This window comes from Phycobacter sedimenti (assembly GCF_038148855.1).
GTDB classification, from domain to species: domain Bacteria; phylum Pseudomonadota; class Alphaproteobacteria; order Rhodobacterales; family Rhodobacteraceae; genus Phycobacter; species Phycobacter sedimenti.
In genome coordinates this window covers 27668-53970 of the sequence record NZ_JBBVGR010000006.1, presented here as the reverse complement: position 1 = coordinate 53970, position 26303 = coordinate 27668, and the positions used below count along the sequence as shown (strand labels likewise).

Here is a 26303-nt window from a genome sequence, read left to right as displayed (position 1 = left end):
TCATGGGCAAGGTAAAAAATCCCCGCCGCGTGGCCGACAACGAAGCAATGGCGAAAACCCGCATGCTTCGCACCAGCCCGCAGAAACTTAACCTGGTGGCTCAGATGATCCGTGGCAAGAAAGTGGACAAGGCCCTGACGGACCTGACTTTCTCCAACAAGCGGATCGCGCAGGACGTGAAGAAATGCCTTCAGTCCGCCATCGCGAACGCCGAGAACAACCACAACCTGGACGTCGATGAACTGATCGTCGCCGAGGCATGGGTTGGCAAGAACATGACCATGAAGCGCGGTCGCCCGCGTGCCCGTGGCCGTTTCGGCAAGATCCTGAAGCCGTTCGCTGAGATCACCATCAAGGTGCGTCAAGTTGAGGAGCAAGCCTAATGGGACATAAAGTCAATCCGGTCGGCATGCGCCTTCAGGTCAACCGCACCTGGGACAGCCGTTGGTACGCCGACACCAAGGACTACGGTGATCTTCTGCTGGAAGATCTCAAGATCCGTGAGTTCATCAAGGACGAGTGCAAGCAGGCAGGCGTTGCCCGCGTGATCATCGAGCGCCCCCACAAGAAGTGCCGTGTGACCATTCACACCGCGCGTCCGGGCGTGATCATCGGCAAGAAAGGCGCCGACATCGAAGTGCTGCGCAAGAAGCTCGCCGCGATGACCGACTCGGAACTGCACCTCAACATCGTTGAAGTACGCAAGCCCGAGCTCGACGCTCAGCTGGTTGGTGAGTCCATCGCTCAGCAGCTGGAGCGCCGCGTGTCCTTCCGTCGCGCGATGAAACGTGCCGTTCAGAACGCAATGCGCATGGGCGCCCTGGGTATCCGGGTGAACGTCGCTGGTCGTCTGGGTGGTGCAGAAATCGCCCGTACCGAATGGTACCGTGAAGGCCGTGTGCCGCTGCACACCCTGCGCGCCGACATCGATTACGCTCACTCCGAAGCCATGACCCCCTATGGGATCATCGGGATCAAGGTCTGGATCTTCAAAGGCGAGATCATGGAGCATGACCCGCAGGCGCGTGATCGTAAGTCTCAGGAAATCCAGGACGGCCCTGCACCCCGTGGTGCTGGTGGCGGTCGTCGCTAAGGAGGGTATGAGATGCTTCAACCCAAGCGTACGAAATTCCGCAAGATGCACAAAGGCCGGATCTCCGGCCAGGCAAAAGGCGGTTCGGATCTGAACTTCGGCACCTACGGTCTCAAGGCTCTCGAGCCCGAGCGCGTGACTGCACGTCAGATCGAAGCCGCACGTCGTGCCATGACGCGTCACATGAAGCGTCAGGGCCGCGTCTGGATCCGTATCTTCCCGGATACCCCCGTGACCTCCAAGCCCGTCGAAGTTCGTATGGGTAAAGGTAAGGGCTCCGTGGACTACTGGGCCTGCAAGGTGAAGCCCGGTCGCGTGATGTTCGAAATCGATGGCGTCAATGACGACATCGCCCGTGAGGCCCTTCGCCTTGCCGCGATGAAGCTGCCGATCAAGACCCGCGTTGTTGTCCGCGAAGACTGGTAAGTCCGGTTTTATCGCAACAATAGAACCCCCCGCCGAGCGATCGGCGGGGGTTTTTCTTTGCCCTGCAGGCTAGGTCTGTCGCCCTGAAAAGAGCGTGATGCACTCGATGCTGTTGGGCATGGGGGGGGAGGACTGCCATTACATTGTGACGGCAGGGCTCTGTTGTCGTGCACGATAGGGTGGGAGTGGGCGAGCTCGGTCGGCGGATTGCAGGGACCACGAAAACGGCCCGCAGGAAAACCTGCGGGCCGCCATGTCAACTGTCGTGCAGCTTGGGCCTTATGCGGCCCAGCTATCCTTGCTGACCGCTGATCCTGCTGTACCGCCCTTGGAATCTTTCAGACGGAAGCCCGAGATCGCAGTCAACAGGTTGTCCGCCTCCTGACGCAGCAACTGACCGGCAGCGGCCGTTTCTTCCAGCATGGCCGCGCCCTTCTGGGTGTCACTGTCCAGCGCCTCAACGGCGACGTTAACTTCGGAGAGGCCGTTGGACTGATCCACGGTGTTCTCGGCGATGACATTCGCCTTTTCAACGACCAGTTGGATCGCCTGGACGATGGCTTCCAGCGCGGTGCCTGTTTCATCGACCAGATCAACGCCAGAGGTGACTTCGGCGGTACTGGTGGCGATAAGGCTGTTGATTTCACGGGCGGCATCGGAGGACCTTTGTGCAAGGGCGCGCACTTCGGAGGCGACCACAGCAAATCCGCGGCCTGCTTCGCCGGCGCGCGCGGCTTCCACCCCGGCGTTCAGCGCCAGAAGGTTGGTCTGGAAAGCCACATCGTCGATCATGCCGGTGATCTTGGAGATCGCGTCCGAGGATTCCTTGATCCGGTGCATGGCTGCGACCGTGTCCTTCGCAACATCGCGGGTTTGTTCTGCTTTGGACTGGGCAGAATTCACAATCTCCCGCGTTTCCTGTGCGCTTTTTGCGGTGCCGCGCACCGTGTCGCTCACGGTTTGCAGGGCTGCGGCGGTTTCTTCGAGCGATGCGGCCGTGGTCTCCCCGCGGCGCGATGCATCATCCACAGCGGCAGAGATTTCGGCCGCCGTGTTGTGCAGCATGCTGCTGCTGGAGGTGAGCTGCGCCATCATCCCGCTCAGCGAGTCGGTAAGGTGATCGATGTCATTGGCGATGTCGTGGAAGATGCCCTTGTGCCCAGCGGGCATGGCTTGGGTCAGATCGCCCTTGGACAGGGCCGCCAGTACTTTCTGAACATCGCCGAGCCCTTTTTCGGCCACTTCTCCGATCGTGTTCATGCCCTTGCCGAGTTCGGCAAAGGTTCCGCCATCCTTCGCAACCGTGACGCGCTTTGAAAAGTCACCTTCGGCGCAGGCCGAGATCACGGTCGCGATCTCCTGGGTCAGCTGGTGTTTGGTCTCTTCGGCGGTGCGGAAGTTCCCTACGGCGGTGCTGATGGCCGAGAGTTCGTGAATGCGCGAGTTCGGGATCTTCGGGCTGAAATCGGCCTTGATCATCTGTTTGAGAACAAGGTCGATCTGCTTGAGCGGACGGGAGATGCCACGGGCCAGCAGGAGGGCGACGAGAACAAAGACCACGCCCCCGGCAATTCCAGCCTGAAGGGAGGTGCGCTGTGCTTTCTGGCTGAGAACAGTGGACTCTGCCAGGGTTTCCTCCAGAACGACGCGCACGTCCGCATGCACCTGTTCCAGTACCGGTTCGGCTTCGGCGTAGTGGGCGGAGACCTCACCGCGCAACCCGTCTTCGCGCAGGGTTTCATCCACAAAGGCGGCAAAGGACTGCTGATAGGTCGCAAGAAGTGCCTTGATCGCCGCTTCCTGATCCGCGTTTCCATAGTAGTTCGACGGGAAAGTGAGGAATTCGTCGACACGGGCATTCAGGCGGTCGAGATACTTCGAGGTTTTGCGCATGATGAAGTCTTTTTCGTGGCGACGCATCATCAGCATTTTGACCTGCATTTCAGGCTGATTGAGGGTCTCCAACTCGCCTTCGACATTGCGGACAGCCTCACGCAACTGTCCCTCAAGCCCCGAGTTCTCATCAAGACCCAGGCTGAGGTTGCTGTCGACGAGGCGTGCAAAAGCGGCGGTGTACCCGTCAATGGAGGTCGCGATCTGTTCCAGCGCAGCGCGCTTTCCCCTCAACTCGGGATGTGTTTCCATCAATTTCCCGGCGCGTTCGATATGAGATTGCATCGCGGCAATGGTCGCCGCGTGTTTCTCAACGTAGCGTTCATCACGCCGCAGCAGGAAATCCTTTTCCGAGCGGCGCGCCATCAGGAAGTCGATGCGGATTTCGTCGAGCGTTAGATATAGCTCTTCGATGGTCGCGACCTCTTTCTGGATGTCGTCGCGCACTTGGTGGGTGAAAAGGGAGGTTCCTGCCAGTGCGATCATGATCGCCCCACCCAAGGCAATAATGGACAGGATGGCGAGGTTTATCGAAACCTTGAAATTCATTTGGGGGTACTCGTTTCTTAGGGATGCATGCGTCACGGCATCCTTCGAGCTTACGTTGCGGAAATTAACATACTGTTGAATGACCCATGCAGCAAAGTGAGTTCTGTCATGCCTGCGTCACACATCGGAGGTTCCGGAGGCGTGCCCAAGCTGCCCTTTGAAGGCAGGACTCGCAATGGCGCCCGGTCCGCGCTAAGAGGCGGCATGGCTCAGATCGACTCTCTCTTCGTAACCCGTCTTTACCGCGCGTCCCTTTCTGAACACGGACCCAAGATCGACGCGGGCGAACTTGAAAACTCCTGCCTCGTCATTGCGACCGATGACGAGGCCGGCCAGGACTGGTGCGAGGAGAACGGCTATCCCGGCTATACCTCCTATGCCTCGCTGACCGATCTGCCCTGGCGGTTCCCGATCTTTGCTGATCTGGTGAAATCGCTCGATGCCCATGTGGCGGCCTTTGCCGAGGATCTGGAACTGGATCTTGATGACCGCAAACTGGTCCTGGAGGATCTCTGGATCAACATCCTGCCCGAGGGCGGCACCCACGCCAGTCACATTCACCCGCATTCGGTGATCTCGGGCACCACCTATGTGTCGATGCCCGAAGGCGCCAGCGCGCTGAAGCTGGAAGATCCGCGCCATGCGATGATGATGGCCCACCCCCCGCGCCGCAAGGATTGCCGCCAGGAGCTGAAGACATTCGTCTACCAGTCGCCCAAGGTTGGCGATGTCCTTCTGTGGGAAAGCTTCATCCGCCACGAGGTGCCTCTGAACCTGGCCGAGGACGAGCGGATTTCGGTGAGCTTTAACTACAAGTGGGAATGAGCGTCGTTCGGTCCTGCTCAGATCAAGCCTGAAGAGCTCGTATCTGGAGGTCTTTGGTGGGGCGGGGACGGGTGAGCTTGGTCCAATTTTAAGTAAGCGGATTGCCGAAGCGCCCCCATCCTTCATCGCTTTTTTACGCGCGACTGAAAGGTTCGGCAGAAACCTCGAACCCTCAGGTGCGTAATGTTGAGATTCCCCGATCACGCCGCTGCCAAACCGGCTATTCCAAAACATGTAATGGTCAAATGGCTCCTGGAGACTTTTCAGCGCCCTTACTTTTTCGTGCATATCCCCAAATGCGGCGGCACTTCTGTTGTCGATGCTCTGCAAGACTTCTACCTGCATGGGAAGGCATCGGTGTGGCGGAAACAGATCGGCACGAAACGGTGGGACAAACAGCAGACATTTGCTTTGGTGCGCCGCCCTTATGAGCGCATCTGTTCGCTTTACCGATACGCTTCGGAGATCGGAGCAAATGAAGCGGACTTTGCCGACCTGCCGCTCAACGAGTGGATTGAACGCTCCCTCGATGGCCGTGATCCGCAGCATCTTGCCGATACGCCAATGACACTGCACCCTTGCTTGCCCTGGGTCGTGGATGCAAATGGCGCGCCGCTGGTAAAGCTCATTATCCGTCTCGAGGAGGTCAACCAGGACTGGCCGCTGATCCAGCGTTTCATCGGCCGCGACATAGAATTGGCGGTCAAGAACAAGACCAAACATATGCCCGGAACAGGCGTTGCGGATCTGTCGGACCGGAGCATTGAGTTGATCGAATCCTACTATGCGGTGGATTTTGACAATTTTGGCTATGAGCGCCTTGGTGCTGAGAGGAAGCTGAAGCCGCGAGAAGAGGCACCCCTGGTCGGCATTACCTCTGGCGTCCGCTGCTGAGCGGACCGCTGCCCATGTTCTTTGCGCCGTTCACTGGTGCGCCCGCAGCAAGCTACCCCGGTGGGCAGGGGCAAGCGAATGCCTCTCTTCCGATACCCTGAAGAAGCATTCCGTCCAGGCCGCGGCGGGCATCTCAAACTGAAGCCCAGCCGTGCAGCCGTTTGCCAGCTATTGTGGCAAGGCTGCAGATCGCGGCAGTCACCGGATGCTTTTGACGGCGCCCTCCACCCGCAAATCTTTCCCTTGCCCCCATCTGCCATCTCTCCTATATGGACCCATCACCGCGCTCAGTGATGAGTCGCGGTGATCCATTTTTCGTGCCCGGAACACTTCGGACACGGGCGACATAACCCACCAGACCCAAGGGTGACCCGTCAAAAGGGGCCCTCTGGTGCCAAGGAAAAGGAACAAAGGCGATGAACGCCAATGATCTGCGCGAAAAGACCGTGGACGAGCTCCGCGATCTGCTTGCATCCATGAAAAAAGAGAGCTTCAACCTGCGCTTTCAGCAGGCAACCGGTCAGCTGGAAAACACCGCTGCAGTGCGCAACGCGCGCCGTAACGCAGCCAAGGTGAAAACCATCCTGAACGAAAAAGCTGCCGCAGCGGCTGAATAAGGAGCTACTCAGATGCCCAAACGTATCCTGCAAGGCGTCGTGACCTCCGACGCAAACGCACAGACCGTGACTGTCTCCGTAGAGCGCCGCTTTACGCATCCGGTTCTGAAGAAAACCATCCGTAAGTCCAAGAAATACCGGGCTCACGATGAAAAGAACGCTTTCAAGGTCGGCGACACCGTACGCATCATCGAATGCGCGCCGCGCTCGAAAACGAAACGTTGGGAAGTTCTGGAAGCCTAAGAGCCTGTAACAAGGCTCCTGGCGACTAGGCTTTTCAGCACAGTCGAAACCCTGGGGGATTCCGCCACGCATCGGCGCCCCAAAGGTCGGGAGAAACCACATGATCCAGATGCAAACCAATCTGGATGTTGCTGACAACTCCGGCGCACGCCGAGTTCAGTGCATCAAGGTTCTGGGTGGTTCCAAGCGTAAATACGCATCCGTTGGCGACATCATCGTCGTCTCGGTCAAGGAAGCCATCCCGCGCGGCCGCGTGAAGAAAGGTGACGTCCGTAAGGCCGTCGTCGTGCGCACCGCCAAAGAAGTCCGCCGCGAAGACGGTACCGCGATCCGCTTCGATCGCAACGCCGCCGTCATCCTGAACAACAACAACGAGCCGGTGGGTACCCGTATCTTTGGCCCGGTTGTTCGTGAGCTGCGCGCGAAGAACTTCATGAAAATCATCTCGCTTGCTCCGGAGGTGCTGTAATCATGGCTGCTAAACTCCGCAAAGGCGACAAGGTCGTCGTGCTGGCCGGTAAGGACAAGGGCAAGGAAGGGACTATCACTTCCGTTGACCCGAAGGCCGGTAAAGCTGTCGTCGATGGCGTGAACATGGCGATCCGCCACACCCGCGCGAGCCAGACAAGCCAAGGCGGCCGCCTGCCCAAGGCTCTGCCGATCGACCTGTCGAACCTGGCACTGCTGGATGCAAACGGCAAAGCAACCCGCGTTGGCTTCCGCATGGAAGGCGACAAGAAAGTGCGTTTTGCCAAGACCACGGGGGACGTGATCGATGCTTGATACCGCAAACTACACCCCGCGTCTGAAAGACCTCTACAAGGACACCATCCGTGGCGCCCTCAAAGAGGAATTCAGCTACAAGAACGAGATGATGATCCCCAAGCTGGACAAGATCGTTCTGAACATCGGCTGTGGCCGTGCTGCCGTCAAAGACAGCAAGAAAGCCAAGTCCGCTCAGGCCGACCTGACCGCAATCGCGGGCCAGAAGGCACTGACCACCATGGCCAAGAATTCCATCGCCGGCTTCCGCGTTCGCGAAGGCATGCCGATGGGTGCCAAGGTGACCCTGCGTGGCGACCGGATGTACGAATTCCTGGATCGTCTGATCACCATCGCAATGCCCCGTATCCGCGACTTCCGCGGTGTTTCGGGCAATTCGTTCGATGGTCGTGGCAACTACGCCATGGGCCTGAAAGAACACATGGTGTTCCCCGAGATCGACTTCGACAAGATCGACGAACCCTGGGGCATGGACATTGTGATTGCCACCACCGCGAACACCGACGCGGAAGCAAAGGCGCTGTTGAAAGCTTTCAACATGCCCTTCAACAGCTAAGCGCGGGAAGGAAGAGACATGGCTAAGAAAAGCATGATCGAACGCGAGAAGAAGCGCGAGCGCCTGGTGGCTCAGTATGCCGCAAAGCGCGCCGAGCTGAAAGAAATCGCAAATGACGAAAGCCGCCCGATGGAAGAGCGTTTCAAAGCGCGTCTGAAACTGGCGAAATTGCCGCGCAACTCGTCGGCAACCCGTCTTCACAATCGCTGCCAGCTGACCGGCCGTCCGCACGCTTACTATCGTAAGCTGAAGATCAGCCGTATCGCTCTGCGGGAACTGGGCTCGAATGGCCAGATCCCCGGCATGGTGAAATCGAGCTGGTAAGGGAGAGACTGATATGAACGATCCTATCGGCGATATGCTCACCCGTATCCGTAACTCTCAGATGCGCGGCAAATCCACCGTCATGACCCCGGCTTCCAAGCTGCGGGCATGGGTTCTGGATGTGCTGGCGGACGAGGGCTACATCCGCGGCTATGAGAAGACCACTGGTGAAAATGGCCACCCGGCTATTGAAATCAGCCTCAAATATTTCGATGGCGAACCTGTCATTCGCGAACTGAAGCGGGTCTCCAAACCCGGTCGTCGCGTTTACATGGGCGTCGATGACATCCCGTCGGTCCGTCAGGGCCTGGGCGTGTCGATTGTCTCCACCTCCAAAGGTGTGATGTCGGACGCAAACGCACGCGCAGCCAACGTCGGCGGCGAAGTGCTCTGCACCGTCTTCTAAGGAGGCTTATTGATGTCCCGTATTGGTAAGAAACCGGTCGAACTGCCCAGCGGTGTCTCCGCGAGCGTTTCCGGCCAGACCGTCGAAGTGAAAGGCCCGAAAGGGACCCGCAGCTTCACCGCCACCGACGACGTGACCCTGTCCGTTGAGGACAACATTGTGAAGATCGAGCCGCGCGGCAAGTCCAAGCGTGCCCGTCAGCAATGGGGTATGTCCCGTACCATGGTCGCGAACCTCGTGACCGGCGTGACCACCGGCTTCAAGAAAGAGCTGGAGATCCAGGGTGTGGGTTACCGGGCTCAGGTGCAGGGCAACACCCTGAAGCTGAACCTGGGCTACAGCCACGATGTCGACTTCGTTGCTCCGGAAGGTGTCACCATCACCGCGCCGAAGCAGACCGAAATCGTTGTGGAAGGTAACGACCAGCAGCAGGTTGGCGAAGTCGCGGCGAAAATCCGCGAATGGCGCCGCCCCGAGCCGTACAAAGGCAAGGGTATCCGCTACAAGGGCGAGTTTATCTTCCGCAAGGAAGGCAAGAAGAAGTAAGGACAAGCAAAATGGCAAACAGCAAACGTACCCTGTTTCTGAAGCGTCGCCTGCGCGTCCGGAACAAGCTTCGCAAGGTCAACGCAGGTCGTCTGCGTCTTTCCGTGCATCGCTCGAACAAGAACATCTCTGTTCAGCTGATCGACGATGTTGCGGGCAAGACTCTGGCAGCGGCATCGACCCTGGAAAAAGATCTCGGCTTTGTTGGCAAGAACAACATCGAAGCCGCCACCAAAGTGGGCTCGGTCATCGCCGAGCGTGCAAAGGCGGCCGGCGTCTCCGAGGCCTATTTCGATCGTGGTGGCTTCCTGTTCCACGGCAAGGTGAAGGCTCTGGCCGACGCCGCGCGTGAAGGCGGTCTGAAGATCTAAAGTAATGTGGGCGGCGCGCTGTGCCGCCCCGATGATCCGGGGGCAGGGCAGGTCTCTGCCTTGCTCACCAGGATTGGCAAAACCGGCGCCTGCTTTTGTGACGCGCCAGTCAGAAAGGAATGCCTGATGGCAGAACGTGAAAACCGCCGTGGCCGTGGCCGCCGCGAAGAGGAAACACCGGAATTCGCAGATCGCCTGGTCGCGATCAACCGCGTTTCGAAGACCGTTAAAGGCGGTAAGCGCTTTGGCTTTGCCGCGCTCGTCGTTGTCGGCGATCAGAAAGGCCGCGTCGGCTTTGGCAAGGGTAAGGCGAAAGAAGTGCCCGAGGCCATCCGCAAGGCAACCGAGCAGGCCAAGCGTCAGATGATCCGTGTGCCTCTGAAAGAGGGCCGCACCCTGCACCACGACATGAACGGTCGTCACGGTGCCGGCAAAGTCGTCATGCGCACCGCGCCTGAAGGTACCGGTATCATCGCCGGTGGTCCGATGCGTGCCGTATTCGAGATGCTCGGCATCAAGGATGTTGTGTCCAAGTCGATCGGCTCGCAGAACCCCTACAACATGATCCGCGCAACCATCAACGGCCTGACCAAAGAGCAGAGCCCGCGTTCGGTTGCACAGCGTCGTGGCAAAAAGGTCGCCGACATCCTGCCTAAGCGGGACGAAGCACCGGCTGCCGAAGCCGCTGAAGCGTAAGGAGACGGACACATGGCCAAGACCATCGTTGTAAAGCAGATCGGTTCTCCGATCCGCCGCCCCGCCAAACAGCGCCAGACGCTGATCGGCCTGGGCCTGAACAAGATGCACAAGACCCGCGAGCTGGAAGACACCCCGGCCGTGCGTGGGATGATCAACAAGATCCCCCACATGGTCGAGATCGTCGAAGAAAAAGACTAAGCCCTTTGGGATTGTCTCGAAAACGCCTCCGCATCGCGGGGGCGTTTTTGCATGAGAAGGCGGGAGTGCGGGGGGCTGCTGTACCAGGGCAGAATGTTCTGGCTCAGGCCGGAAGATCCGGCCAGAGACTGGTATCTAGGGCCGCGAGGAATTCGCCAAGGTCGCCTGAATGGTTCCGCCAGGTTCCGACAGACCGTTGGTGGACGGGTTGTCGGATTTGCGATGCACTGGCCGTCAGGGTCGGCGCATCGCTGTCCTGCGGGGCGGCCATTTCGGGTGCCCAGGTCAGCCCGCAGAAGTCCGCGATGGATTTGCTTGCGCCAACCGGATCAGACACGAGGTCCTCGTAGGCGAGCGTAATGATCTGATCGGGAAAGACCTTGGTCCAGTGATCCATCAACCGCGCGTAAAGCCCGAAGCGATGCGCCATTGCGGCCTGATCATAGGTGTAGGCCAAGGCACGACCCGAAAAGAACGATTTCCACATCGACAGCGCGACATCGCGTGGATCGCGCCTCACATGGACGATCCTGCACTGAGGGTAGGCTGTACACAGGAAACCGATGTAGCGGTAGTTCTCAGGCATCTTGTCTACATAGGCGAGGGTATCCGGACCAAGCTCCGGGAGCATGGCTCTATCCTGCCTGACGAAAGCCTCGGCGGCTTGCGCATCGAACGGAAGATCGTTGGCCAGGCTGTCCTGAACCAGCACGCCTGTGGCTGCGCGCTCGCCCAGTGTGGCGACATTCGCAAGTCGGCTCAGCATGGCTTCGACCAGGGATGTTCCGGATCGGGGCAGGCCGAGGACGTATATCGGGAAGGGGCCCTGGGGGTGCTCGACCAAGGCTGCCGTGGCCGTGGGAAACCGCGCCAGGATGCGACCGGTCTCTTCGGTGTCCTGCTGGGCATCATATGGGAACAGCTTTGCGAGGATCCCATTTGCCAGGTGCCGGGACTTGGCGGCCGCGCTTTTGTTTCCGCCAGCCTCCTGAATCCGTGACAGGGCGAAGTGCAATTCGGCAGCGCCGCTTGAGCCCGCGCGCTCATTTTTCAGGGCTTTCGTCACCGGCGCCTCGAGCGAGGTGAGCTCCTCGCGGTCAAGAAGCCGTGTCAGTTGATGAAAGGCTTGAGGATGGGAAGGGTCAAGCCGCAGGATGGCGAGAAATTGTTCTTTGGCCCGCCGGTAGTCCCCCGCTTCGACAAACGAGGTGCCGAGCCGCAATCGTGCTCCAATATGGGACGGAGCAAGTTGGACGGCTCGTTCAACCATCTGATGTCCGTCCTTGTGGCGGTTTTGCCTCGCCAGTGGCAGGCTGATGTTCACAAGGGTTTCCACATTGTCGGGATCCACCGCCAACGCTGCCTCAAAAGCAGAAATCGCCTCGATTTCGCGCCCCTGACTGTTAAGGATGAGCCCGCGCAGGTTCAGCGCGGGCGCAAAGGCGGGATTCAGAACCAGCGCCTGATCGATTGCTGCCTCCGCATCCACCAAGGCGCCGATCTGGAACTGGGCCTGCGCCAGAAAGAAACAGGCCTTCGAATCGGTGTCGCGCAAGGGGGAGGCGAGCTTGATGGCCAGTTCGAAACGCCCTGCCAAAATCAGTGTCTGCGCAAGGTTGTGACGCGCGTCGATAAAACCCGGATCGATCTTCAAGGCGCGCTGAAACTGGACAATCGCCTCGGGAAGCTTGGTCATTGCCGACAGGCAGATACCGGCGATGTTCAATGGAATCGGGTCGCGGGGGTATGCCTTTTGCAGGCGTTTTGCCAATTTCAAAGCCGATTTATAGGCCCCGGAGTTGAGGTGTGAAGTTACCGCGCTCAGGTCTCGTGTCGGTATCATCCAGAAATCGCCTTATCACTATGCCGTTACACTGCGATGTGTACGTTCGCGTGGGCAGATTCAATGTGAATTCCTTCTCAAACCAGCCGCAGACCGGCATTTTTTTTGTGGGAGCTGCGTGAGAGTTCTTCGCGAAGCCAAAATGCCGCTCAATTCATAACCATTCCCAAAACGCATAACAGCAAGTCACCGGTGTTGGTTGTTGATGTAGAACGCGCATCCTATGTCGGCGTTTCCTGAAAATGACACTTGTTTACCGGGCATGGGGTCCGCGTGAATGAAGAGAGAACGATCACGATGGCATATACAACACTGACAGCCGACCGCGGCCCAACACCGGTGGCACGCCTGCGCCAGATTGCGCAGTCCCTTCGCGCCGCATTGAAGCAGCGTTCCGAATATCGCCGCACGTATCGGGCGTTGCAGAACCTTACCGATCGCGAACTTGCAGACATCGGCCTGCATCGCTGCGACATAGTAGACGTAGCCCGTTGCAACGTCTTTGGCCGTTGAACGCATCGGGCGTTTACTTTCCCGACGCAGGATTTGTGAAGGTCGGTGCGGCAGGCATGTGACGCGCCTTGGCTGACCCGCGCTTTTTGACGCGCTGCTTGCTCCGTTTAAGGCGGTGTGATACCATTTCAACGGGCAGTGGGCTCCATCGTTTGAGAGCGGCCATGTGGTACCGAGTAGATGCGCAGAACGTGTTGAGAGAGGTCAGCCCGGATTGGGATGACTACGCAGTCGAGGCCAGAGCGTCAGGCGCCTCTGAGTACACAGTTCTAAACAGACCGTTGTGGGGCTTTGTCGCCGACATTGACACCCAGGCGTTTCTGAATGCTCTGTTCTTTCATGTAAGACAAACCGACGCAGCGATTGCTCTGCGATATCGATGCGATGGTCCGAATATTCGGCGCTGGTTTCAAATGAGAATTGAGCCAACGCGCGGTCAAGGCATTTTTGTTAGCCATGAATTACAGAAATCCGAGGCTGGATCATCGGTCGTAAAAATCCCACTGCTGGACGTAACGTGTCAGTGCACTCAGTGCCTGCGCTATCATGCCAACCAGCAGTGGATTGAAGGAACACTCAGCGATCCCGGACCGGATACGCTAATTGCCCGCCGGGTGTGCCCCGAATGCCGAGCCCGCGCGATTGCCGCTATTTCCGAGCAACCCAGTGTGAGCGCGCTTTACGCTTGACCCACCGCTCGGGACCTTGTTGCTGTGGGGTTGAAACAATCACGCCTGGGGGCTATACGCCCCCGGTGTCCTCCAGTGGCACAGAATCAAAATCAAGAAACGCCGTGTCTGTCCCATCACGCTTCGCGGGGCACGTCCGGCTTTAGGAGAAGCGATATGAAACTCAATGAACTGCGCGACAATCCAGGCGCCACCAAGAAACGCACCCGTGTTGGCCGTGGCCCCGGCTCCGGCAAGGGCAAGATGGGTGGCCGCGGTATCAAAGGTCAGAAATCCCGTTCGGGTGTGGCCATCAATGGCTACGAAGGCGGCCAGATGCCGCTCTATCAGCGTCTGCCCAAGCGTGGCTTCAACAAGCCGAACCGCAAGGCATTTGCCGTTGTGAACCTCGGCCTGATCCAGAAATTCATCGACGCTGGCAAGCTGGACGCTGCAACCATCACCGAAGATTCGCTGGTCGAATCCGGTCTGGTGCGGCGCAAGAAGGACGGGATCCGGATCCTCGCCAAGGGTGAGTTCTCGGCCAAGTCCAACATCACTGTCACCGGCGCTTCCAAAGCGGCCGTTGAGGCAGTTGAAAAAGCGGGCGGCACCGTGACCGTGGCAACTGCAGCCGCTGCTGAGTAACGCCTTGTGAGCGGCGTCGATGCCGCTTACATAGGTCATCAGTTTTCCCATACGCCGTCCGAGCCGGAAAACGGTCCGGGCGGCGTTTTCGCAAAAAGAGACCCATTTCATGGTATCAGCAGCAGAACAAATGGCGGCGAACACCAGCTGGTCCGCACTTGGCAAGGCGACGGATCTGCGCAATCGCATCCTGTTCACCCTCGGCCTTTTGATCGTCTACCGCCTTGGCACCTTCATCCCGGTCCCCGGAATTGACGCCGGCGCGCTTCGCGAGTTCATGGAGTCGGCCGGGCAGGGCATTGGCGGCATGGTGTCGATGTTCACCGGTGGTGCGCTTGGTCGGATGGGGATCTTTGCCCTCGGGATCATGCCCTACATCTCCGCCTCGATCATTGTTCAGCTTCTGACCTCGATGGTTCCGGCATTGGAGCAGCTCAAGAAAGAAGGCGAGCAGGGCCGCAAGAAGATCAACCAGTACACCCGCTATGGCACCGTTGCTCTGGCAACTGCGCAGGCCTATGGTCTTGCGGTTTCGCTGGAGGCGGGCAATCTGGCCCATGATCCCGGCATGTACTTCCGTATGGCCTGTCTGATCACCCTGGTGGGCGGCACCATGTTCCTGATGTGGCTCGGTGAGCAGATCACCCAGCGCGGCATCGGCAACGGCATTTCGCTGATTATCTTCGTCGGCATTATCGCCGAGGTCCCGGCAGCCATCGCCCAGTTCTTTGCCTCTGGCCGGTCTGGCGCCATCAGCCCCGCCGTTCTGATCGGTGTGATCGTGATGGTGGTTGCTGTCATCATGTTCGTGGTCTTCATGGAGCGCGCACTGCGCAAGATCCATATCCAGTATCCCCGCCGCCAGGTCGGCATGAAGGTCTATGACGGCGGCTCGTCTCACCTGCCGGTGAAAGTGAACCCGGCCAGCGTCATTCCGGCGATCTTTGCCAGCTCGCTGTTGCTGTTGCCGGTGACCATCTCGACCTTCTCGACCGACTCGAGCACGGGGCCGGTGATGTCCTGGCTGCTGGCGAACTTTGGCCCCGGTCAGCCGCTTTACCTGTTGTTCTTTGTCGCGATGATCGTGTTCTTTGCCTACTTCTACACGTTCAACGTTGCCTTCAAGCCTGAGGAAGTTGCGACCAACCTCAAGAACCAGAACGGATTCGTTCCGGGCATTCGCCCGGGCAAGAAAACCGCCGAATATATCGAGTATGTCGTCAACCGGATCCTGGTGCTGGGCTCGGCTTATCTGGCAGCGGTCTGTATCCTGCCTGAAATCCTGCGCGGCCAGTTTGCGATCCCGGTCTATTTCGGCGGCACCTCGGTTCTGATCGTGGTCTCGGTGACCATGGATACGATCCAGCAGGCGCAAAGCCATCTTCTGGCCCATCAGTATGAGGGTCTGATCGAGAAGAGCCAGCTGCGGGGCCGCAACAAGAAACGCACGAAACGGGGGCCTGCTCGCCGATGAACATCATTCTCTTGGGCCCGCCGGGCGCCGGTAAGGGCACCCAGGCCCGTCATCTTGTCGAAACCCGTGGAATGGTGCAGCTCAGCACCGGTGACATGCTGCGCGAGGCACAGGCCAGCGGCAGCGAGATGGGCAAGAAAGTTGCCGAGGTCATCGCCCGCGGTGAGCTGGTCACCGATGAGATCGTGATCGGCCTGATCCGGGAAAAGATCGCCGAAGGCGCAGATGGTGGCTTCATCTTTGATGGCTTCCCGCGCACCTTGGCCCAGGCCGACGCGCTGACCGTCCTGCTGTCAGACATGGGGCAAAGCCTCGATGCGGTTGTGGAGATGTCGGTGGATGATGCTGCGCTTGTCGCGCGTATCACCGGCCGGTCCACCTGCGGCGACTGCGGTGAAGTCTATCACGACGAGACCAAACCATGGCCAGCCGATGGCAAATGCTCCAATTGTGGCGGCACCAACATCAAGCGCCGCGCGGACGACAACGAGGACAGCCTCAAGACTCGTCTGATGGAGTATTACAAGAAGACCTCGCCGCTGATCGGATACTACTATGCCAAGGGCAAACTGAAGAAGGTCGACGGCTTGGCATCGATCGGGGATGTTCAGGCCGCGATTGCAAAGATCCTTGGCTGAGCCGATTTGACGCGAAACCTTGAATGAGCCGGGTATGCCCCGGCTCTTTTCATGTCAGGGATTTGAGACTGGAAAACCTGACAAAACCGGAAACCTGCATGTTTCTTTTGTGCCCGGGTTGACGTGATTGGCAAATCCACATAGGGAAGCCCATCCCTATTGGGAATCAACCCAGGCGGCGGGACTATTTCTGCCGTTTGACTACCTCGAGACAAGCTTGACGATCCGGCGGACCTGCCATTGTTGAGCGTTGTGAAAAAAGGTTCTGGAGCTACGGAACCGCAACGAAAGGAAAGTGACACGTGGCACGTATTGCCGGCGTAAACATCCCGACTGCCAAACGGGTCCCCATCGCCCTCACCTATATCACCGGTATCGGTACAACCTCCGCTCAGGCCATCTGCGAAGCAGTGGGCATCGACGCAAGCCGTCGTGTGAACGAGCTGTCCGACTCCGAAGTTCTGGCCATCCGCGAGCACATCGATGCGAACTACACCGTTGAAGGTGACTTGCGTCGTGAAGTGCAGATGAACATCAAGCGTCTGATGGATCTGGGCTGCTACCGTGGCCTGCGCCACCGCCGCAACCTGCCGGTTCGCGGTCAGCGGACCCACACCAACGCACGCACCCGCAAAGGCCCCGCAAAGGCAATTGCCGGTAAGAAGAAATAAGGGAGGATCCGGAACATGGCACGCGATAAATCCCGCATTAAGCGCAAAGAGCGCAAGAACATCGCCACAGGTGTTGCGCATGTGAACTCTTCGTTCAACAACACCAAGATCCTGATCTCCGACGTTCAGGGCAATGCGATCTCCTGGTCCTCCGCCGGCACCATGGGCTTCAAGGGCTCCCGTAAGTCCACGCCCTATGCCGCGCAGATGGCTGCCGAGGACGCAGGCAAGAAAGCTCAGGAACACGGCGTAAAGACCCTTGAGGTCGAAGTTCAGGGTCCCGGTTCGGGCCGTGAATCCGCGCTGCGCGCCTTGGCTGCAATCGGTTTCAACATCACCTCGATCCGTGATGTGACCCCGATCGCCCACAACGGCTGCCGCCCGCCGAAGCGCCGCCGCGTCTAATATTTCAGACTATTGCTGGGGCCCCGCCGGATGTGTCGGGCCCCAGTCCGTCATTTTGAACCTCGGGCGTCCGCACCTTTGGACATGGGGCGTGGACAGGAATGGAGGGATTGCATGATCCATAAAAATTGGGCCGAATTGATCAAGCCGACGCAGCTTGAAGTGAAGCCGGGAAATGATCCTGCGCGTCAGGCAACCGTTGTTGCCGAACCGCTGGAGCGTGGCTTTGGTCTGACCCTCGGCAACGCGCTGCGCCGCGTTCTGATGAGCTCGCTGCAAGGCGCCGCCATCACCAGCGTCCAGATCGACAACGTTCTGCACGAGTTCTCCAGCGTGGCTGGCGTACGTGAGGACGTGACCGACATCATCCTGAACCTCAAGGGCGTGTCCCTGCGCATGGAAGTCGAAGGCCCCAAGCGCCTGTCGATCAACGCCAAGGGTCCGGCAATCGTGACCGCCGGTGACATCTCCGAAAGCGCCGGGATCGAGGTTCTGAACCGCGATCACGTGATCTGCCACCTGGACGATGGCGCGGATCTGTTCATGGAGCTGACCGTCAACACCGGTAAAGGCTATGTCTCTGCCGAGAAGAACAAGCCGGAAGATGCACCCATCGGTCTGATCCCGATCGATGCGATCTACTCGCCGGTCAAGAAGGTCTCCTATGACGTTCAGCCGACCCGTGAAGGCCAGGTTCTGGACTACGACAAGCTGACCATGAAAGTGGAAACCGATGGCTCTGTCACGCCGGATGATGCTGTGGCCTACGCTGCGCGCATTCTGCAGGATCAGCTGTCGATCTTCGTGAACTTCGAAGAACCCGAGTCTGCTGGCCGTCAGGACGAAGACGACGGTCTCGAGTTCAACCCGCTTCTCTTGAAGAAAGTGGACGAGTTGGAACTGTCGGTGCGGTCTGCAAACTGCCTGAAGAACGACAACATCGTCTACATCGGCGATCTGATCCAGAAAACCGAAGCAGAGATGCTGCGCACCCCGAACTTTGGCCGCAAGTCCCTGAACGAGATCAAGGAAGTGCTGTCGGGCATGGGCCTGCACCTTGGCATGGACGTCGAGGACTGGCCGCCGGACAACATCGAAGATCTGGCCAAGAAGTTCGAAGATTCGTTCTAAGAATATGGGGGAGGGCTTCGGCCCTCCCCAGCCTCAAATGCCCACAGTGGTGGGGACGACCCGGGCACACCCGCCCCAAGGAGAGCGGCTGACACGCATCGGCCGCCAGACAAAGCAAAACCTTTAGAAGGAACTAGAAAATGCGTCACGCACGTGGATACCGCCGCCTGAACCGCACCCATGAGCACCGCAAGGCTCTGTTTGCAAACATGGCTGGCTCGCTCATCGAGCATGAGCAGATCAAAACCACTCTGCCCAAGGCAAAAGAACTGCGCCCGATCGTTGAAAAACTGATCACCCTGGCGAAAAAAGGCGACCTGCATTCGCGCCGCAACGCTGCGTCGCGTCTGAAGGAAGACCAGTATGTCACCAAACTGTTCGACATCCTGGGCCCCCGCTACAAGGACCGTCAGGGCGGCTACGTTCGCATCCTGAAGGCCGGTTTCCGGTATGGCGACATGGCTCCGATGGCGATCATCGAATTCGTTGATCGTGACGTGAACGCCAAGGGCGCAGCCGACAAGGCACGCCTTGCCGAAGCCGAAGCGGCAGCTGACGAAGAATAAGAACGCGGTCCATTTGGACTGACATTCTGACCCTCCCAGCCTGTCTGGGAGGGTTTTTTCGTGTCCGGGCGTGCAGCATCAAATCCGCCGATCCCTTTTGGAGGTGGTTGCATTCCCCAACGGCGCTCCGCATATCCTGAGGGAACAAGGCGAATAGGGCGATGAGGGTGAAATGATCCGCGCAGTATTGATTGCAGTAACGCTGCTCTTTGGCATGCAGGCCGCAGCAGAGACGCGAGTGCCGCAGTCACAGGCCGAAATCTCTCTGGGGTTCGCGCCCCTTGTGAAAGAGGCCGCCCCGGCGGTGGTGAATATCTACGCCAAGATCGTCACGCAGACGCGGCAACGCTCGCCCTTTGCCGGTGATCCCTTCTTTGATGACTTTTTCCGCAACTTTGCCAATCCACGCCCGCGGGTGCAGAACTCGCTCGGTTCGGGAGTGATCCTGTCCGAGGATGGCATCGTCGTATCGAACTATCACGTGGTCGGCATGGCCACCGAAATCCGGGTCGTGACCACGGATCGTAGGGAATATGGCGCCGAAGTCATCCTGGCGGATCAGGCCAGCGATTTGGCGATCCTGCGGCTGGAGGGGGCAGAGGACCTCCCGTTCCTTCGACTTCGGGACAGTGACCGGGTCGAGGTGGGCGAGTTGGCGCTGGCCATTGGCAACCCCTTTGGTGTAGGACAGACGGTCAGCAGCGGCATCATCTCTGGGCTTGCCCGCACCGGGACAGGCACCGGGGAAGGCTTTGGCTACTACATTCAGACCGATGCGCCGATCAATCCGGGCAACTCGGGCGGTGCTCTCATTGACGTGAACGGCGATCTGATCGGGATCAACACCCGGATCCTCAGCCGCTCGGGCGGCTCCAACGGAATCGGCTTTGCGATTCCTTCGAATCTGGTGCGGGAGTTCCTGCATCAGGCCCGCAGCGGTGTCGAATCCTTTGAACGCCCCTGGGCGGGCATGACAGGGCAGCCGGTGGATGCGGATCTGGCGGCCTCTTTCGGTATGGATCTGCCCGAGGGAATGGTGATCTCGGAATTGCACCCGGAAAGCCCCTTTGCCAAGGCTGGCTTTGAAGTGGGTGATATAGTCACCTCGGTTGATGGAGAGCCGGTGAACTCCCCTTCGGAAATGGTGTTTCGCATGACCATCGCGGGTCTTGGCGGGACATCGGAGGTTGAGCGCCTGCGCGGCGGAACGCGCGAGGTGGTGGCGGTTGCGATGTATACTGCGCCGGATGAACCAAAGGCGGCTCTTGTCGAACTGGGGGAGCGCAGCGTTCTGCCGGGGCTCAAGGTTGCGGGTGTGAACCCGCGGGTCATCGTCGATCTGCAGTTGCCCTTGTCAGCCAAAGGCGTCGTTGTGGTCGATCCCGGCCCCTATGGCGCCCGGGCAGGACTGCAGCGGGGTGATTTGCTTTTGGGCATCAACCGCGAAGAAGTCACAAGTCCCGGGGAGGTTGCGGATGCCCTTGCCGAGACCGGGCGCTGGCTGTCGATGGACCTGTTGCGCCGGGGCCAGCGCGTCAGTCTGCGCATGCGGCTTTGAGCAATGTCGGATCTCTTTGATAGCGAGCCGGGCACTGCACCGGATGGGCCAGAGCCAAACCGCCCTCTGGCGGACCGGTTGCGCCCCAAGTCCCTGTCGGAGGTGATCGGTCAGAGCCAAGTTCTTGGCCCCGAGGCGCCTTTGGGGGTCATGCTGGCATCGCGGTCGCTGTCTTCACTGATTTTCTGGGGCCCGCCGGGCGTGGGCAAGACCACCATCGCGCGGCTTCTGGCCAAGGAAACCGATCTGCATTTTGTGCAAATCTCGGCCATCTTTACAGGCGTGCCGGACCTCAAAAAGGTGTTCGAAGCGGCCAAACACAGGCGCGCCAACGGGCAGGGAACGCTCCTCTTCGTTGATGAGATCCACCGTTTCAACAAGGCACAGCAGGACGGCTTTCTGCCACATATGGAGGATGGCACCATCCTTCTGGTCGGCGCCACCACCGAGAACCCCAGTTTCGAGCTCAATGCAGCGCTTTTGTCCCGCGCGCAGGTCCTGGTGCTGGAGCGCCTGCCGCTCACTGAGCTAGAGTTGCTGACGCAGCGCGCCGAGAAAGAACTCGGGCGGGCGCTGCCGCTGACCGGAGATGCGCGCGATGCCCTGCAGGAGATGGCCGATGGCGATGGGCGGGCGCTCCTTAATCTGATTGAGCAGGTCGCGGCCTGGCGGGTCGAGGCACCCCTGGGCCGCGAGGCATTGGCAACGCGACTGATGCGGCGGGCCGCGAAATACGACAAGTCCGGTGATGAACACTACAACCTCATTTCGGCCCTGCATAAATCCGTGCGCGGCTCGGACCCGGATGCCGCGCTTTACTGGTTCGCACGCATGCTGGAGGGCGGAGAAGATCCCCGCTATCTGGCCCGGCGCCTGACGCGTATGGCGGTCGAGGATATCGCGCTCGCTGACCCGCAGGCGCAGGCGGTCTGCCTCCAGGCCTGGGAAACCTACGAGCGGATCGGCAGTCCAGAGGGAGAGCTGGCGCTGGCGCAGGCGGTGATCTATCTGGCGCTCGCGCCCAAGACCAACGCGGGCTATATGGCCTACAAGGCGGCGCGGCGTCTGGCCAAGGAAACCGGCAGCGCACCGCCGCCCAAACATATCCTCAATGCCCCGACCAAGTTGATGTCGGAGCAGGGCTATGGCGAGGGCTATGCATATGACCACGATGCCGAAGACGGGTTTTCAGGGCAGAACTACTTTCCCGAGGGCGTGAAACGCCCGGTCCTCTATCAGCCGGTCGAACGCGGGTTCGAGCGTGAGCTGAAACGCCGGACCGAGTTCTTTGCCAAGCTACGGCTGCAGCGGGGCAGCTGACCGGTTACGCCGTTACCTCGATCCAGGTGCCCATGCCGGCCGCGTGATGGGACAGCATGTGGCAATGCAGCAGCCATTTGCCGGGATTATGGGCGTTGAAAGCAATTGTGCGCGTCTCGCCCCGCATCATCAGCAGCGTGTCGCGCAAGGGGCCAAGGCCGCCGTCCGGCAAGACTTCGGCAAAATGCATCCCGTGCAGGTGCATGGCATGGGGAAAGGCGGTGTCGTTGGCCATGGTGATCTGGACGCTCTCACCAAGCGCGGCGCGCACAAGCGGTGTATCTGGCCTGCCAACAACCCCGTTGAAGGCCCAGAACTGCCCGGCCTGCGCGAGGGATCGCATGTCTTGTTCCTTTCCCTGCCAGTTTGCCGATTGCATCCCGCCCATGGCGCCGCCCTCCATGCGCAGGCTCGCTGCGCGTGCACTTTCCAGATCAATCGGATGGTCGGGGTTTGGCGGCAGCGGCGCGGACGTGCCACGCGTGGCTGAGGTTCCGGCAGAGATCGGGAAGATGGCCTGCGCATAGCCGCCATCGCGCTCGAACTGGATGAGGAAAGCGTCTTCTCCCGCATTGGCGGTCACATCGACGATCAGATCGATCCGCTGTGCAGGGGCCAACAGCATCCGGTCTGGGATGGCCTCTGGTGTGGTGAGCGGCATGCCGTCATAGGCCATGATCCGGCCGGTCAATCCCTGCAGGCCCAGCGCAAAGATGCGGGCATTTGCGCTGTTGATCAGCCGCAGCCGCAGCCGCTCACCCTGCGCCACCGGAAAGCTTGCCTCCATTTGGCCATTGGTCAGCATCACGTTGCCCAACCTTCCGGCGTGGGAGCGGTCATGGGGATGGGCGAATTGCGGATCGACTGAGGCATCGCTGGCCAGGCGGATGTCATCCAGCATCAGCACAAGATCCTGATCCACATCGGGTGCCTCGTCTTCCGCGATGATCAGCGGCCCTTGCAGCCCGCGCTCCACCTGTTCGACGGATTGCGCGTGGGAGTGGTACCAATAGGTGCCCGCATCGGGCAGGGCAAAATCGTAGGTGAACGTGCCACCCGGAGCGATCGGATCCTGCGTCAGGCCAGGTACACCGTCCATCGCATTCTCGATCCGAATGCCGTGCCAGTGCATCGAGGTGGCCTGAGGCAGGGCATTGTCGATTTCCACCCGCATCCGTTCCCCTCGGCGCGCCCGTAACGCCGGGCCGGGAACGCTGCCGTTGACACCCCAGAGATCCGTTTTGCCATACTGGGCAGGCGCGACTTGCAAGAGCGTCGGCGCCAGCCGCAGCCGATGCGCAGGTGCAGAGGCAAGGCTCATCCGAGGCAAGAGTGGCAGGCTGGCAAGCCCGGCAAGCAGGGATCTACGGGTCGGCATGGCGTCTCCTTTGGCTGTCTTGCCATTCAACGTAGACAAGGCATGCCCCTTGGCAAGATTTCTACCTACTGGAAGGTTGCCATGTTTCTTGTGCAGTGCGGCTTTGCGGCGGGAAGGGCGTGGAAAACTTGACATCCCGCGCCAGCCGCGCGACAGACCGCGCATGTATCCAACCGTTCTATATGTCGCCCTGGGCGGGGCTATTGGCGCTGCGCTGCGTTATCTTGCCGGGCTGGGCGTGGTGCGCCTGATTGGTCATTCAGAGTTTCCGCTCGCGATCATCACCGTCAACGTGATCGGCTCTTTCCTGATGGGCGCCTTTGTGGTTGCCGCCGCGCACAAGGGGCTGACCCATCTCGGCCCCTTCGTGATGACAGGTGTCCTTGGCGGGTTCACCACCTTCTCGGCGTTTTCGCTGGAGACGGCGAACCTGATCGAACGGGGTGCAATGGGGCAGGCGGCCCTTTATATTGCGCTGTCTGTGGGGCTGTCCGTCGGCAGTCTGTTTCTTGGCCTGATGGCCGCCAGAGGAGTATTCGCATGAGCGGCGTTCAGACCATTACCGTCACCGAAGAGGACGCAGGCCAGCGCGTGGACCGCTGGCTGCGGCGTCTGTTCCCGCATGTGAGCCAGGGGCGGATCGAAAAGATGTGCCGCAAGGGCGAGCTGCGCATCGATGGCGGGCGCGTCAAGGCCAGCACGCGGGTCGAGGCGGGCCAATCGGTGCGGGTGCCTCCACTGCCCTCGGCGGATCATCAGCCCATGACGCCGGAAAAGCGGCGCATATCTGATGCCGATGCCAAGATGATCCGCGACTGCGTGATCTACAAGGACGACGATGTGATTGTTCTGAACAAGCCGCACGGTCTGGCCGTGCAGGGGGGCAGCGGCACCACGAAACACGTGGATGGCCTGGCCGAGGCGCTGTGCTTTGACTACGAGGAAAAGCCGCGGCTGGTGCACAGGCTGGACAAGGATACCTCGGGCGTTCTCGTGCTGGCGCGCACCCGCGCAGCGGCGCAGGCGCTGACAGCCGCCTTCCGGCATCGCAACACGCGCAAGATCTACTGGGCGCTGGTGGCTGGTGTGCCTACGCCCTACCTGGGTGAAATCAAGGCGGGCCTTGTGAAGGCAGGCGGGCATGGGCGTAGCGGCGAAGGCGAAAAGATGATCGCCATTCATCCGTCCGAGATCGACAGCACGCCCGGCGCCAAACGTGCCCATACGCTTTACGCGACGCTTTACCGTGTGGCGGGGCGCGCCTCCTGGGTGGCGATGGAGCCCATCACGGGCCGCACCCACCAGCTGCGGGCGCATATGGCCGAGATCGGCCACCCCATTGTGGGCGATGGGAAATATGGTGGCTCTGGTCAGGAAAACCTTGGCGATGGCTGGGGCGCGCAACTGGGCGGGATCATCAGCAAGAAGCTGCATCTGCATTGCCGTCGCATGGCCTTTGAACACCCCACCACCAAGAAGACGATTTCGGTCACGGCAGAGCTGCCCGATCACATGAAGGATAGCTGGGAGACCTTCGGCTGGACCGAGGATCTGGCGGCGGAGGATCCCTTCGAGGAACTGCAATGAACGCGCCTCTGCGGCTGGTTCTCTTTGACGTGGATGGTACGCTGGCGGATAGCCAGGGCGCGATCACCGGAGCGATGGCAGAGGCATTCGCCGCGGTGGACCTGCCCATGCCGCCGCGGGATGCGATCCTGTCGATCGTGGGACTTTCCTTGCCGCAGGCCATGGCGCAATTGGCACCGGACGCCGATCCGTCGCTTCAGGGCGCGCTGGTCGAGGGTTACAAACAGGCCTACAAGTCTGCGCGCGAACAGGAGGGGGCGGGGCACTCTCCCCTGTTTCCCGGTGCCCGTGCAACACTTGAGGCGCTGCATGCGGTGCCCGAATACCTGCTCGGCGTGGCCACCGGAAAATCCCAGCGCGGGCTGGATGCGCTGATTGCGGCGCACCGGCTTGACTGTTTCGTTACCCGGCAGGTGGCAGATCATCACCCCTCCAAACCGCATCCCTCGATGGTTCTGACGGCTCTGGCCGAAACCGGGGTCGAGCCACAGCATGCGGTGATGATCGGGGATACGAGTTTTGATATGGACATGGGCCGGGCGGCCGGGGTGACGACGATTGCAGTCGATTGGGGGTATCACCCGGCGGAGCGGCTGGTCGCGGACCACAGGATCGGCGATTTCACCGAACTGGCGCCGCTTCTGAAACAGATCTGGAAGGCATGAGACGATGAGTGAATGGGCACCGAAACGATTTTGGAAAACCACCTCTGTCGCGGAGCTTGAGGATGGATACACGGTAGAGCTGGACGGGCGGCGCGTTCGCACTCCTGCAAAGTCTGCCCTGATCGTCCCATCCCTGCAGATGGCTGAGGCCGTTGCCTCAGAATGGGACGCGCAGAGCGAATCAGTTGATCCCTCGACGATGCCGTTCACGCGCTCTGCAAATGCTGCGCTCGACAAGGTGACACATCAGCACACTGAGGTCGCCGACATGTTGGCGGACTATGGGGACACCGATCTGCTGTGCTATCGCGCAGAGAACCCACAGGAGCTGGTGGCGCGTCAGGCCGAGGAATGGGACCCGGCGCTGGATTGGGCGCATGTGGCCTTGGGTGCGCGGTTGGCCCCCCGCAGCGGTATTCTGCACACACCGCAGGATGCTGAGGCCCTGGCCCTCCTGCGCACCCGTGTGTATGCGTTAACCCCTTTTCAACTTGCGGCTTTTCACGATCTGGTTTGCATGTCGGGGTCGTTGATACTGGGATTTGCCGCCGCTCACGGCTGGCGTGAAGCGGATGAAATCTGGGAGATGTCCCGGCTTGATGAGCGCTGGCAGGAAGAGCAATGGGGGGTGGATGACGAAGCGCGAGAATCGTCCGAGCTCAAAAAAGCAGCCTTCATGCACGCGAAACGGTTCTACCAGTTTTCATCCTGAGACATGAAATTGCTGTGGGGGCGGGCAAAGCGAAAAAATTTAACAATCGCCCCCTGTGTTCGCCATGCGTCCATCGAAATTGGTGATCGTGCCCTTGACGTTT

The 26303-nt window shown here is 59.9% G+C and carries 34 protein-coding genes; 31 read left to right on the top strand and 3 right to left on the bottom strand.

The annotated features are described in order from the left end of the window. The first annotated feature begins 2 nt into the window (after positions 1–2). From rplV to rplP, 3 genes are read left to right on the top strand one after another with little or no spacing between them, the layout of a single operon-like run. A complete protein-coding gene (gene rplV / locus AADA15_RS11650) occupies positions 3–383 on the top strand; it encodes a 50S ribosomal protein L22 (RefSeq protein WP_192965369.1) in 381 nt (126 codons plus the stop codon). Next, complete coding sequence (rpsC, locus tag AADA15_RS11645; RefSeq protein ID WP_341641731.1) at positions 383–1093, top strand: 30S ribosomal protein S3; 711 nt, start codon at positions 383–385, stop codon at positions 1091–1093. The genes rplV and rpsC overlap by 1 nt, the downstream gene beginning before the upstream one ends. A gap of 12 nt (positions 1094–1105) precedes the next feature. Further along, entirely contained in the window at positions 1106–1519 is a 414-nt protein-coding gene (gene rplP / locus AADA15_RS11640) for a 50S ribosomal protein L16 (RefSeq protein WP_341641730.1), read from the top strand. A gap of 279 nt (positions 1520–1798) precedes the next feature. On the opposite strand, the gene AADA15_RS11635 is transcribed toward rplP, so the two are convergent. Continuing rightward, the gene (locus tag AADA15_RS11635; protein ID WP_341641729.1) at positions 1799–3961 is read right to left on the bottom strand and encodes a methyl-accepting chemotaxis protein; all 2163 of its coding nucleotides are present in this window, start codon (positions 3959–3961) and stop codon (positions 1799–1801) included. Positions 3962–4165: 204 nt separating this feature from the next. On the opposite strand from AADA15_RS11635, the gene AADA15_RS11630 reads away from it, so the two are divergent. From AADA15_RS11630 to rpmD, 13 genes are all read left to right on the top strand, one after another. Further along, positions 4166–4786 carry a TIGR02466 family protein gene (locus AADA15_RS11630; RefSeq protein WP_341641728.1) on the top strand — a complete coding sequence of 207 codons (621 nt, stop codon included), beginning with the start codon at positions 4166–4168 and terminating at the stop codon, positions 4784–4786. A gap of 183 nt (positions 4787–4969) precedes the next feature. Then, positions 4970–5680 (top strand): sulfotransferase family 2 domain-containing protein, encoded by a 711-nt coding sequence (locus tag AADA15_RS11625; RefSeq protein ID WP_341641727.1) that lies wholly within the window; start codon positions 4970–4972, stop codon positions 5678–5680. A gap of 416 nt (positions 5681–6096) precedes the next feature. Beyond that, complete coding sequence (gene rpmC / locus AADA15_RS11620) at positions 6097–6297, top strand: 50S ribosomal protein L29 (protein WP_274849426.1); 201 nt, start codon at positions 6097–6099, stop codon at positions 6295–6297. Between the two features lie 12 nt (positions 6298–6309). Then, positions 6310–6540, top strand: coding sequence for a 30S ribosomal protein S17 (gene rpsQ / locus AADA15_RS11615; RefSeq protein ID WP_341641726.1), 231 nt, complete (start codon positions 6310–6312; stop codon positions 6538–6540). A gap of 100 nt (positions 6541–6640) precedes the next feature. Beyond that, positions 6641–7009, top strand: coding sequence for a 50S ribosomal protein L14 (rplN, locus tag AADA15_RS11610; protein ID WP_005621870.1), 369 nt, complete (start codon positions 6641–6643; stop codon positions 7007–7009). 2 nt (positions 7010–7011) lie between these two features. Then, the gene (rplX, locus tag AADA15_RS11605) at positions 7012–7323 is read left to right on the top strand and encodes a 50S ribosomal protein L24 (RefSeq protein WP_341641725.1); all 312 of its coding nucleotides are present in this window, start codon (positions 7012–7014) and stop codon (positions 7321–7323) included. Then, complete coding sequence (gene rplE, locus AADA15_RS11600; RefSeq protein WP_341641724.1) at positions 7316–7879, top strand: 50S ribosomal protein L5; 564 nt, start codon at positions 7316–7318, stop codon at positions 7877–7879. Before rplX ends, rplE begins: the two co-directional genes overlap by 8 nt. A gap of 18 nt (positions 7880–7897) precedes the next feature. Continuing rightward, on the top strand, positions 7898–8203 hold the full coding sequence (rpsN, locus tag AADA15_RS11595; protein ID WP_192965379.1) for a 30S ribosomal protein S14: 306 nt from the start codon (positions 7898–7900) through the stop codon (positions 8201–8203). 13 nt (positions 8204–8216) lie between these two features. After that, on the top strand, positions 8217–8609 hold the full coding sequence (rpsH, locus tag AADA15_RS11590) for a 30S ribosomal protein S8 (protein ID WP_341641723.1): 393 nt from the start codon (positions 8217–8219) through the stop codon (positions 8607–8609). 12 nt (positions 8610–8621) lie between these two features. Further along, on the top strand, positions 8622–9155 hold the full coding sequence (gene rplF, locus AADA15_RS11585; RefSeq protein ID WP_341641722.1) for a 50S ribosomal protein L6: 534 nt from the start codon (positions 8622–8624) through the stop codon (positions 9153–9155). An 11-nt stretch (positions 9156–9166) separates the two neighbouring features. Beyond that, positions 9167–9526, top strand: coding sequence for a 50S ribosomal protein L18 (gene rplR / locus AADA15_RS11580; protein ID WP_192965382.1), 360 nt, complete (start codon positions 9167–9169; stop codon positions 9524–9526). 126 nt (positions 9527–9652) lie between these two features. Continuing rightward, complete coding sequence (rpsE, locus tag AADA15_RS11575) at positions 9653–10222, top strand: 30S ribosomal protein S5 (protein ID WP_341641721.1); 570 nt, start codon at positions 9653–9655, stop codon at positions 10220–10222. A gap of 12 nt (positions 10223–10234) precedes the next feature. After that, positions 10235–10423 carry a 50S ribosomal protein L30 gene (gene rpmD, locus AADA15_RS11570; RefSeq protein ID WP_341641720.1) on the top strand — a complete coding sequence of 63 codons (189 nt, stop codon included), beginning with the start codon at positions 10235–10237 and terminating at the stop codon, positions 10421–10423. A gap of 103 nt (positions 10424–10526) precedes the next feature. Here rpmD and AADA15_RS11565 read toward each other — a convergent pair whose 3' ends face one another. After that, a complete protein-coding gene (locus AADA15_RS11565; RefSeq protein ID WP_341641719.1) occupies positions 10527–12266 on the bottom strand; it encodes a tetratricopeptide repeat-containing sulfotransferase family protein in 1740 nt (579 codons plus the stop codon). A 297-nt stretch (positions 12267–12563) separates the two neighbouring features. Here AADA15_RS11565 and AADA15_RS11560 point away from each other — a divergent pair, with 297 nt between their 5' ends. From AADA15_RS11560 to AADA15_RS11510, 11 genes are all read left to right on the top strand, one after another. After that, on the top strand, positions 12564–12779 hold the full coding sequence (locus AADA15_RS11560; protein WP_341641718.1) for a DUF1127 domain-containing protein: 216 nt from the start codon (positions 12564–12566) through the stop codon (positions 12777–12779). Positions 12780–12943: 164 nt separating this feature from the next. After that, the gene (locus AADA15_RS11555; protein ID WP_341641717.1) at positions 12944–13468 is read left to right on the top strand and encodes a hypothetical protein; all 525 of its coding nucleotides are present in this window, start codon (positions 12944–12946) and stop codon (positions 13466–13468) included. A gap of 156 nt (positions 13469–13624) precedes the next feature. Continuing rightward, positions 13625–14095: a 50S ribosomal protein L15 gene (rplO, locus tag AADA15_RS11550; RefSeq protein WP_341641716.1), complete on the top strand. Its 471-nt coding sequence runs from the start codon at positions 13625–13627 to the stop codon at positions 14093–14095. A gap of 109 nt (positions 14096–14204) precedes the next feature. Further along, entirely contained in the window at positions 14205–15569 is a 1365-nt protein-coding gene (gene secY / locus AADA15_RS11545) for a preprotein translocase subunit SecY (RefSeq protein ID WP_341641715.1), read from the top strand. Continuing rightward, positions 15566–16207: an adenylate kinase gene (locus AADA15_RS11540; protein WP_341641714.1), complete on the top strand. Its 642-nt coding sequence runs from the start codon at positions 15566–15568 to the stop codon at positions 16205–16207. Before secY ends, AADA15_RS11540 begins: the two co-directional genes overlap by 4 nt. Before the next feature lie 302 nt (positions 16208–16509). Then, positions 16510–16878, top strand: coding sequence for a 30S ribosomal protein S13 (rpsM, locus tag AADA15_RS11535; protein ID WP_341641713.1), 369 nt, complete (start codon positions 16510–16512; stop codon positions 16876–16878). Between the two features lie 15 nt (positions 16879–16893). Then, entirely contained in the window at positions 16894–17283 is a 390-nt protein-coding gene (gene rpsK, locus AADA15_RS11530) for a 30S ribosomal protein S11 (RefSeq protein WP_341641712.1), read from the top strand. A 114-nt stretch (positions 17284–17397) separates the two neighbouring features. Further along, positions 17398–18414, top strand: coding sequence for a DNA-directed RNA polymerase subunit alpha (locus tag AADA15_RS11525; protein ID WP_341641711.1), 1017 nt, complete (start codon positions 17398–17400; stop codon positions 18412–18414). A gap of 140 nt (positions 18415–18554) precedes the next feature. After that, positions 18555–18980, top strand: a complete 426-nt coding sequence (gene rplQ, locus AADA15_RS11520; RefSeq protein ID WP_341641710.1) for a 50S ribosomal protein L17 — start codon at positions 18555–18557, stop codon at positions 18978–18980. A gap of 172 nt (positions 18981–19152) precedes the next feature. Continuing rightward, complete coding sequence (locus AADA15_RS11515; protein WP_341641709.1) at positions 19153–20538, top strand: trypsin-like peptidase domain-containing protein; 1386 nt, start codon at positions 19153–19155, stop codon at positions 20536–20538. Positions 20539–20541: 3 nt separating this feature from the next. Beyond that, a complete protein-coding gene (locus tag AADA15_RS11510; RefSeq protein WP_341641708.1) occupies positions 20542–21858 on the top strand; it encodes a replication-associated recombination protein A in 1317 nt (438 codons plus the stop codon). A gap of 4 nt (positions 21859–21862) precedes the next feature. Here the strand turns inward: AADA15_RS11510 and AADA15_RS11505 are convergent, their stop codons facing one another. Continuing rightward, positions 21863–23236 carry a multicopper oxidase family protein gene (locus AADA15_RS11505; RefSeq protein ID WP_341641707.1) on the bottom strand — a complete coding sequence of 458 codons (1374 nt, stop codon included), beginning with the start codon at positions 23234–23236 and terminating at the stop codon, positions 21863–21865. Between the two features lie 163 nt (positions 23237–23399). On the opposite strand from AADA15_RS11505, the gene crcB reads away from it, so the two are divergent. The 4 genes from crcB to AADA15_RS11485 are packed head-to-tail and all read left to right on the top strand — an operon-like array spanning position 23400 to position 26200. After that, entirely contained in the window at positions 23400–23780 is a 381-nt protein-coding gene (gene crcB, locus AADA15_RS11500) for a fluoride efflux transporter CrcB (protein WP_341641706.1), read from the top strand. After that, positions 23777–24823, top strand: a complete 1047-nt coding sequence (locus AADA15_RS11495; RefSeq protein WP_341641705.1) for an RluA family pseudouridine synthase — start codon at positions 23777–23779, stop codon at positions 24821–24823. The genes crcB and AADA15_RS11495 overlap by 4 nt, the downstream gene beginning before the upstream one ends. Further along, a complete protein-coding gene (locus AADA15_RS11490) occupies positions 24820–25488 on the top strand; it encodes an HAD-IA family hydrolase (RefSeq protein WP_341641704.1) in 669 nt (222 codons plus the stop codon). The genes AADA15_RS11495 and AADA15_RS11490 overlap by 4 nt, the downstream gene beginning before the upstream one ends. A gap of 4 nt (positions 25489–25492) precedes the next feature. Next, positions 25493–26200 carry an ATP12 family chaperone protein gene (locus AADA15_RS11485; protein WP_341641703.1) on the top strand — a complete coding sequence of 236 codons (708 nt, stop codon included), beginning with the start codon at positions 25493–25495 and terminating at the stop codon, positions 26198–26200. Positions 26201–26303 lie beyond the last annotated feature (103 nt).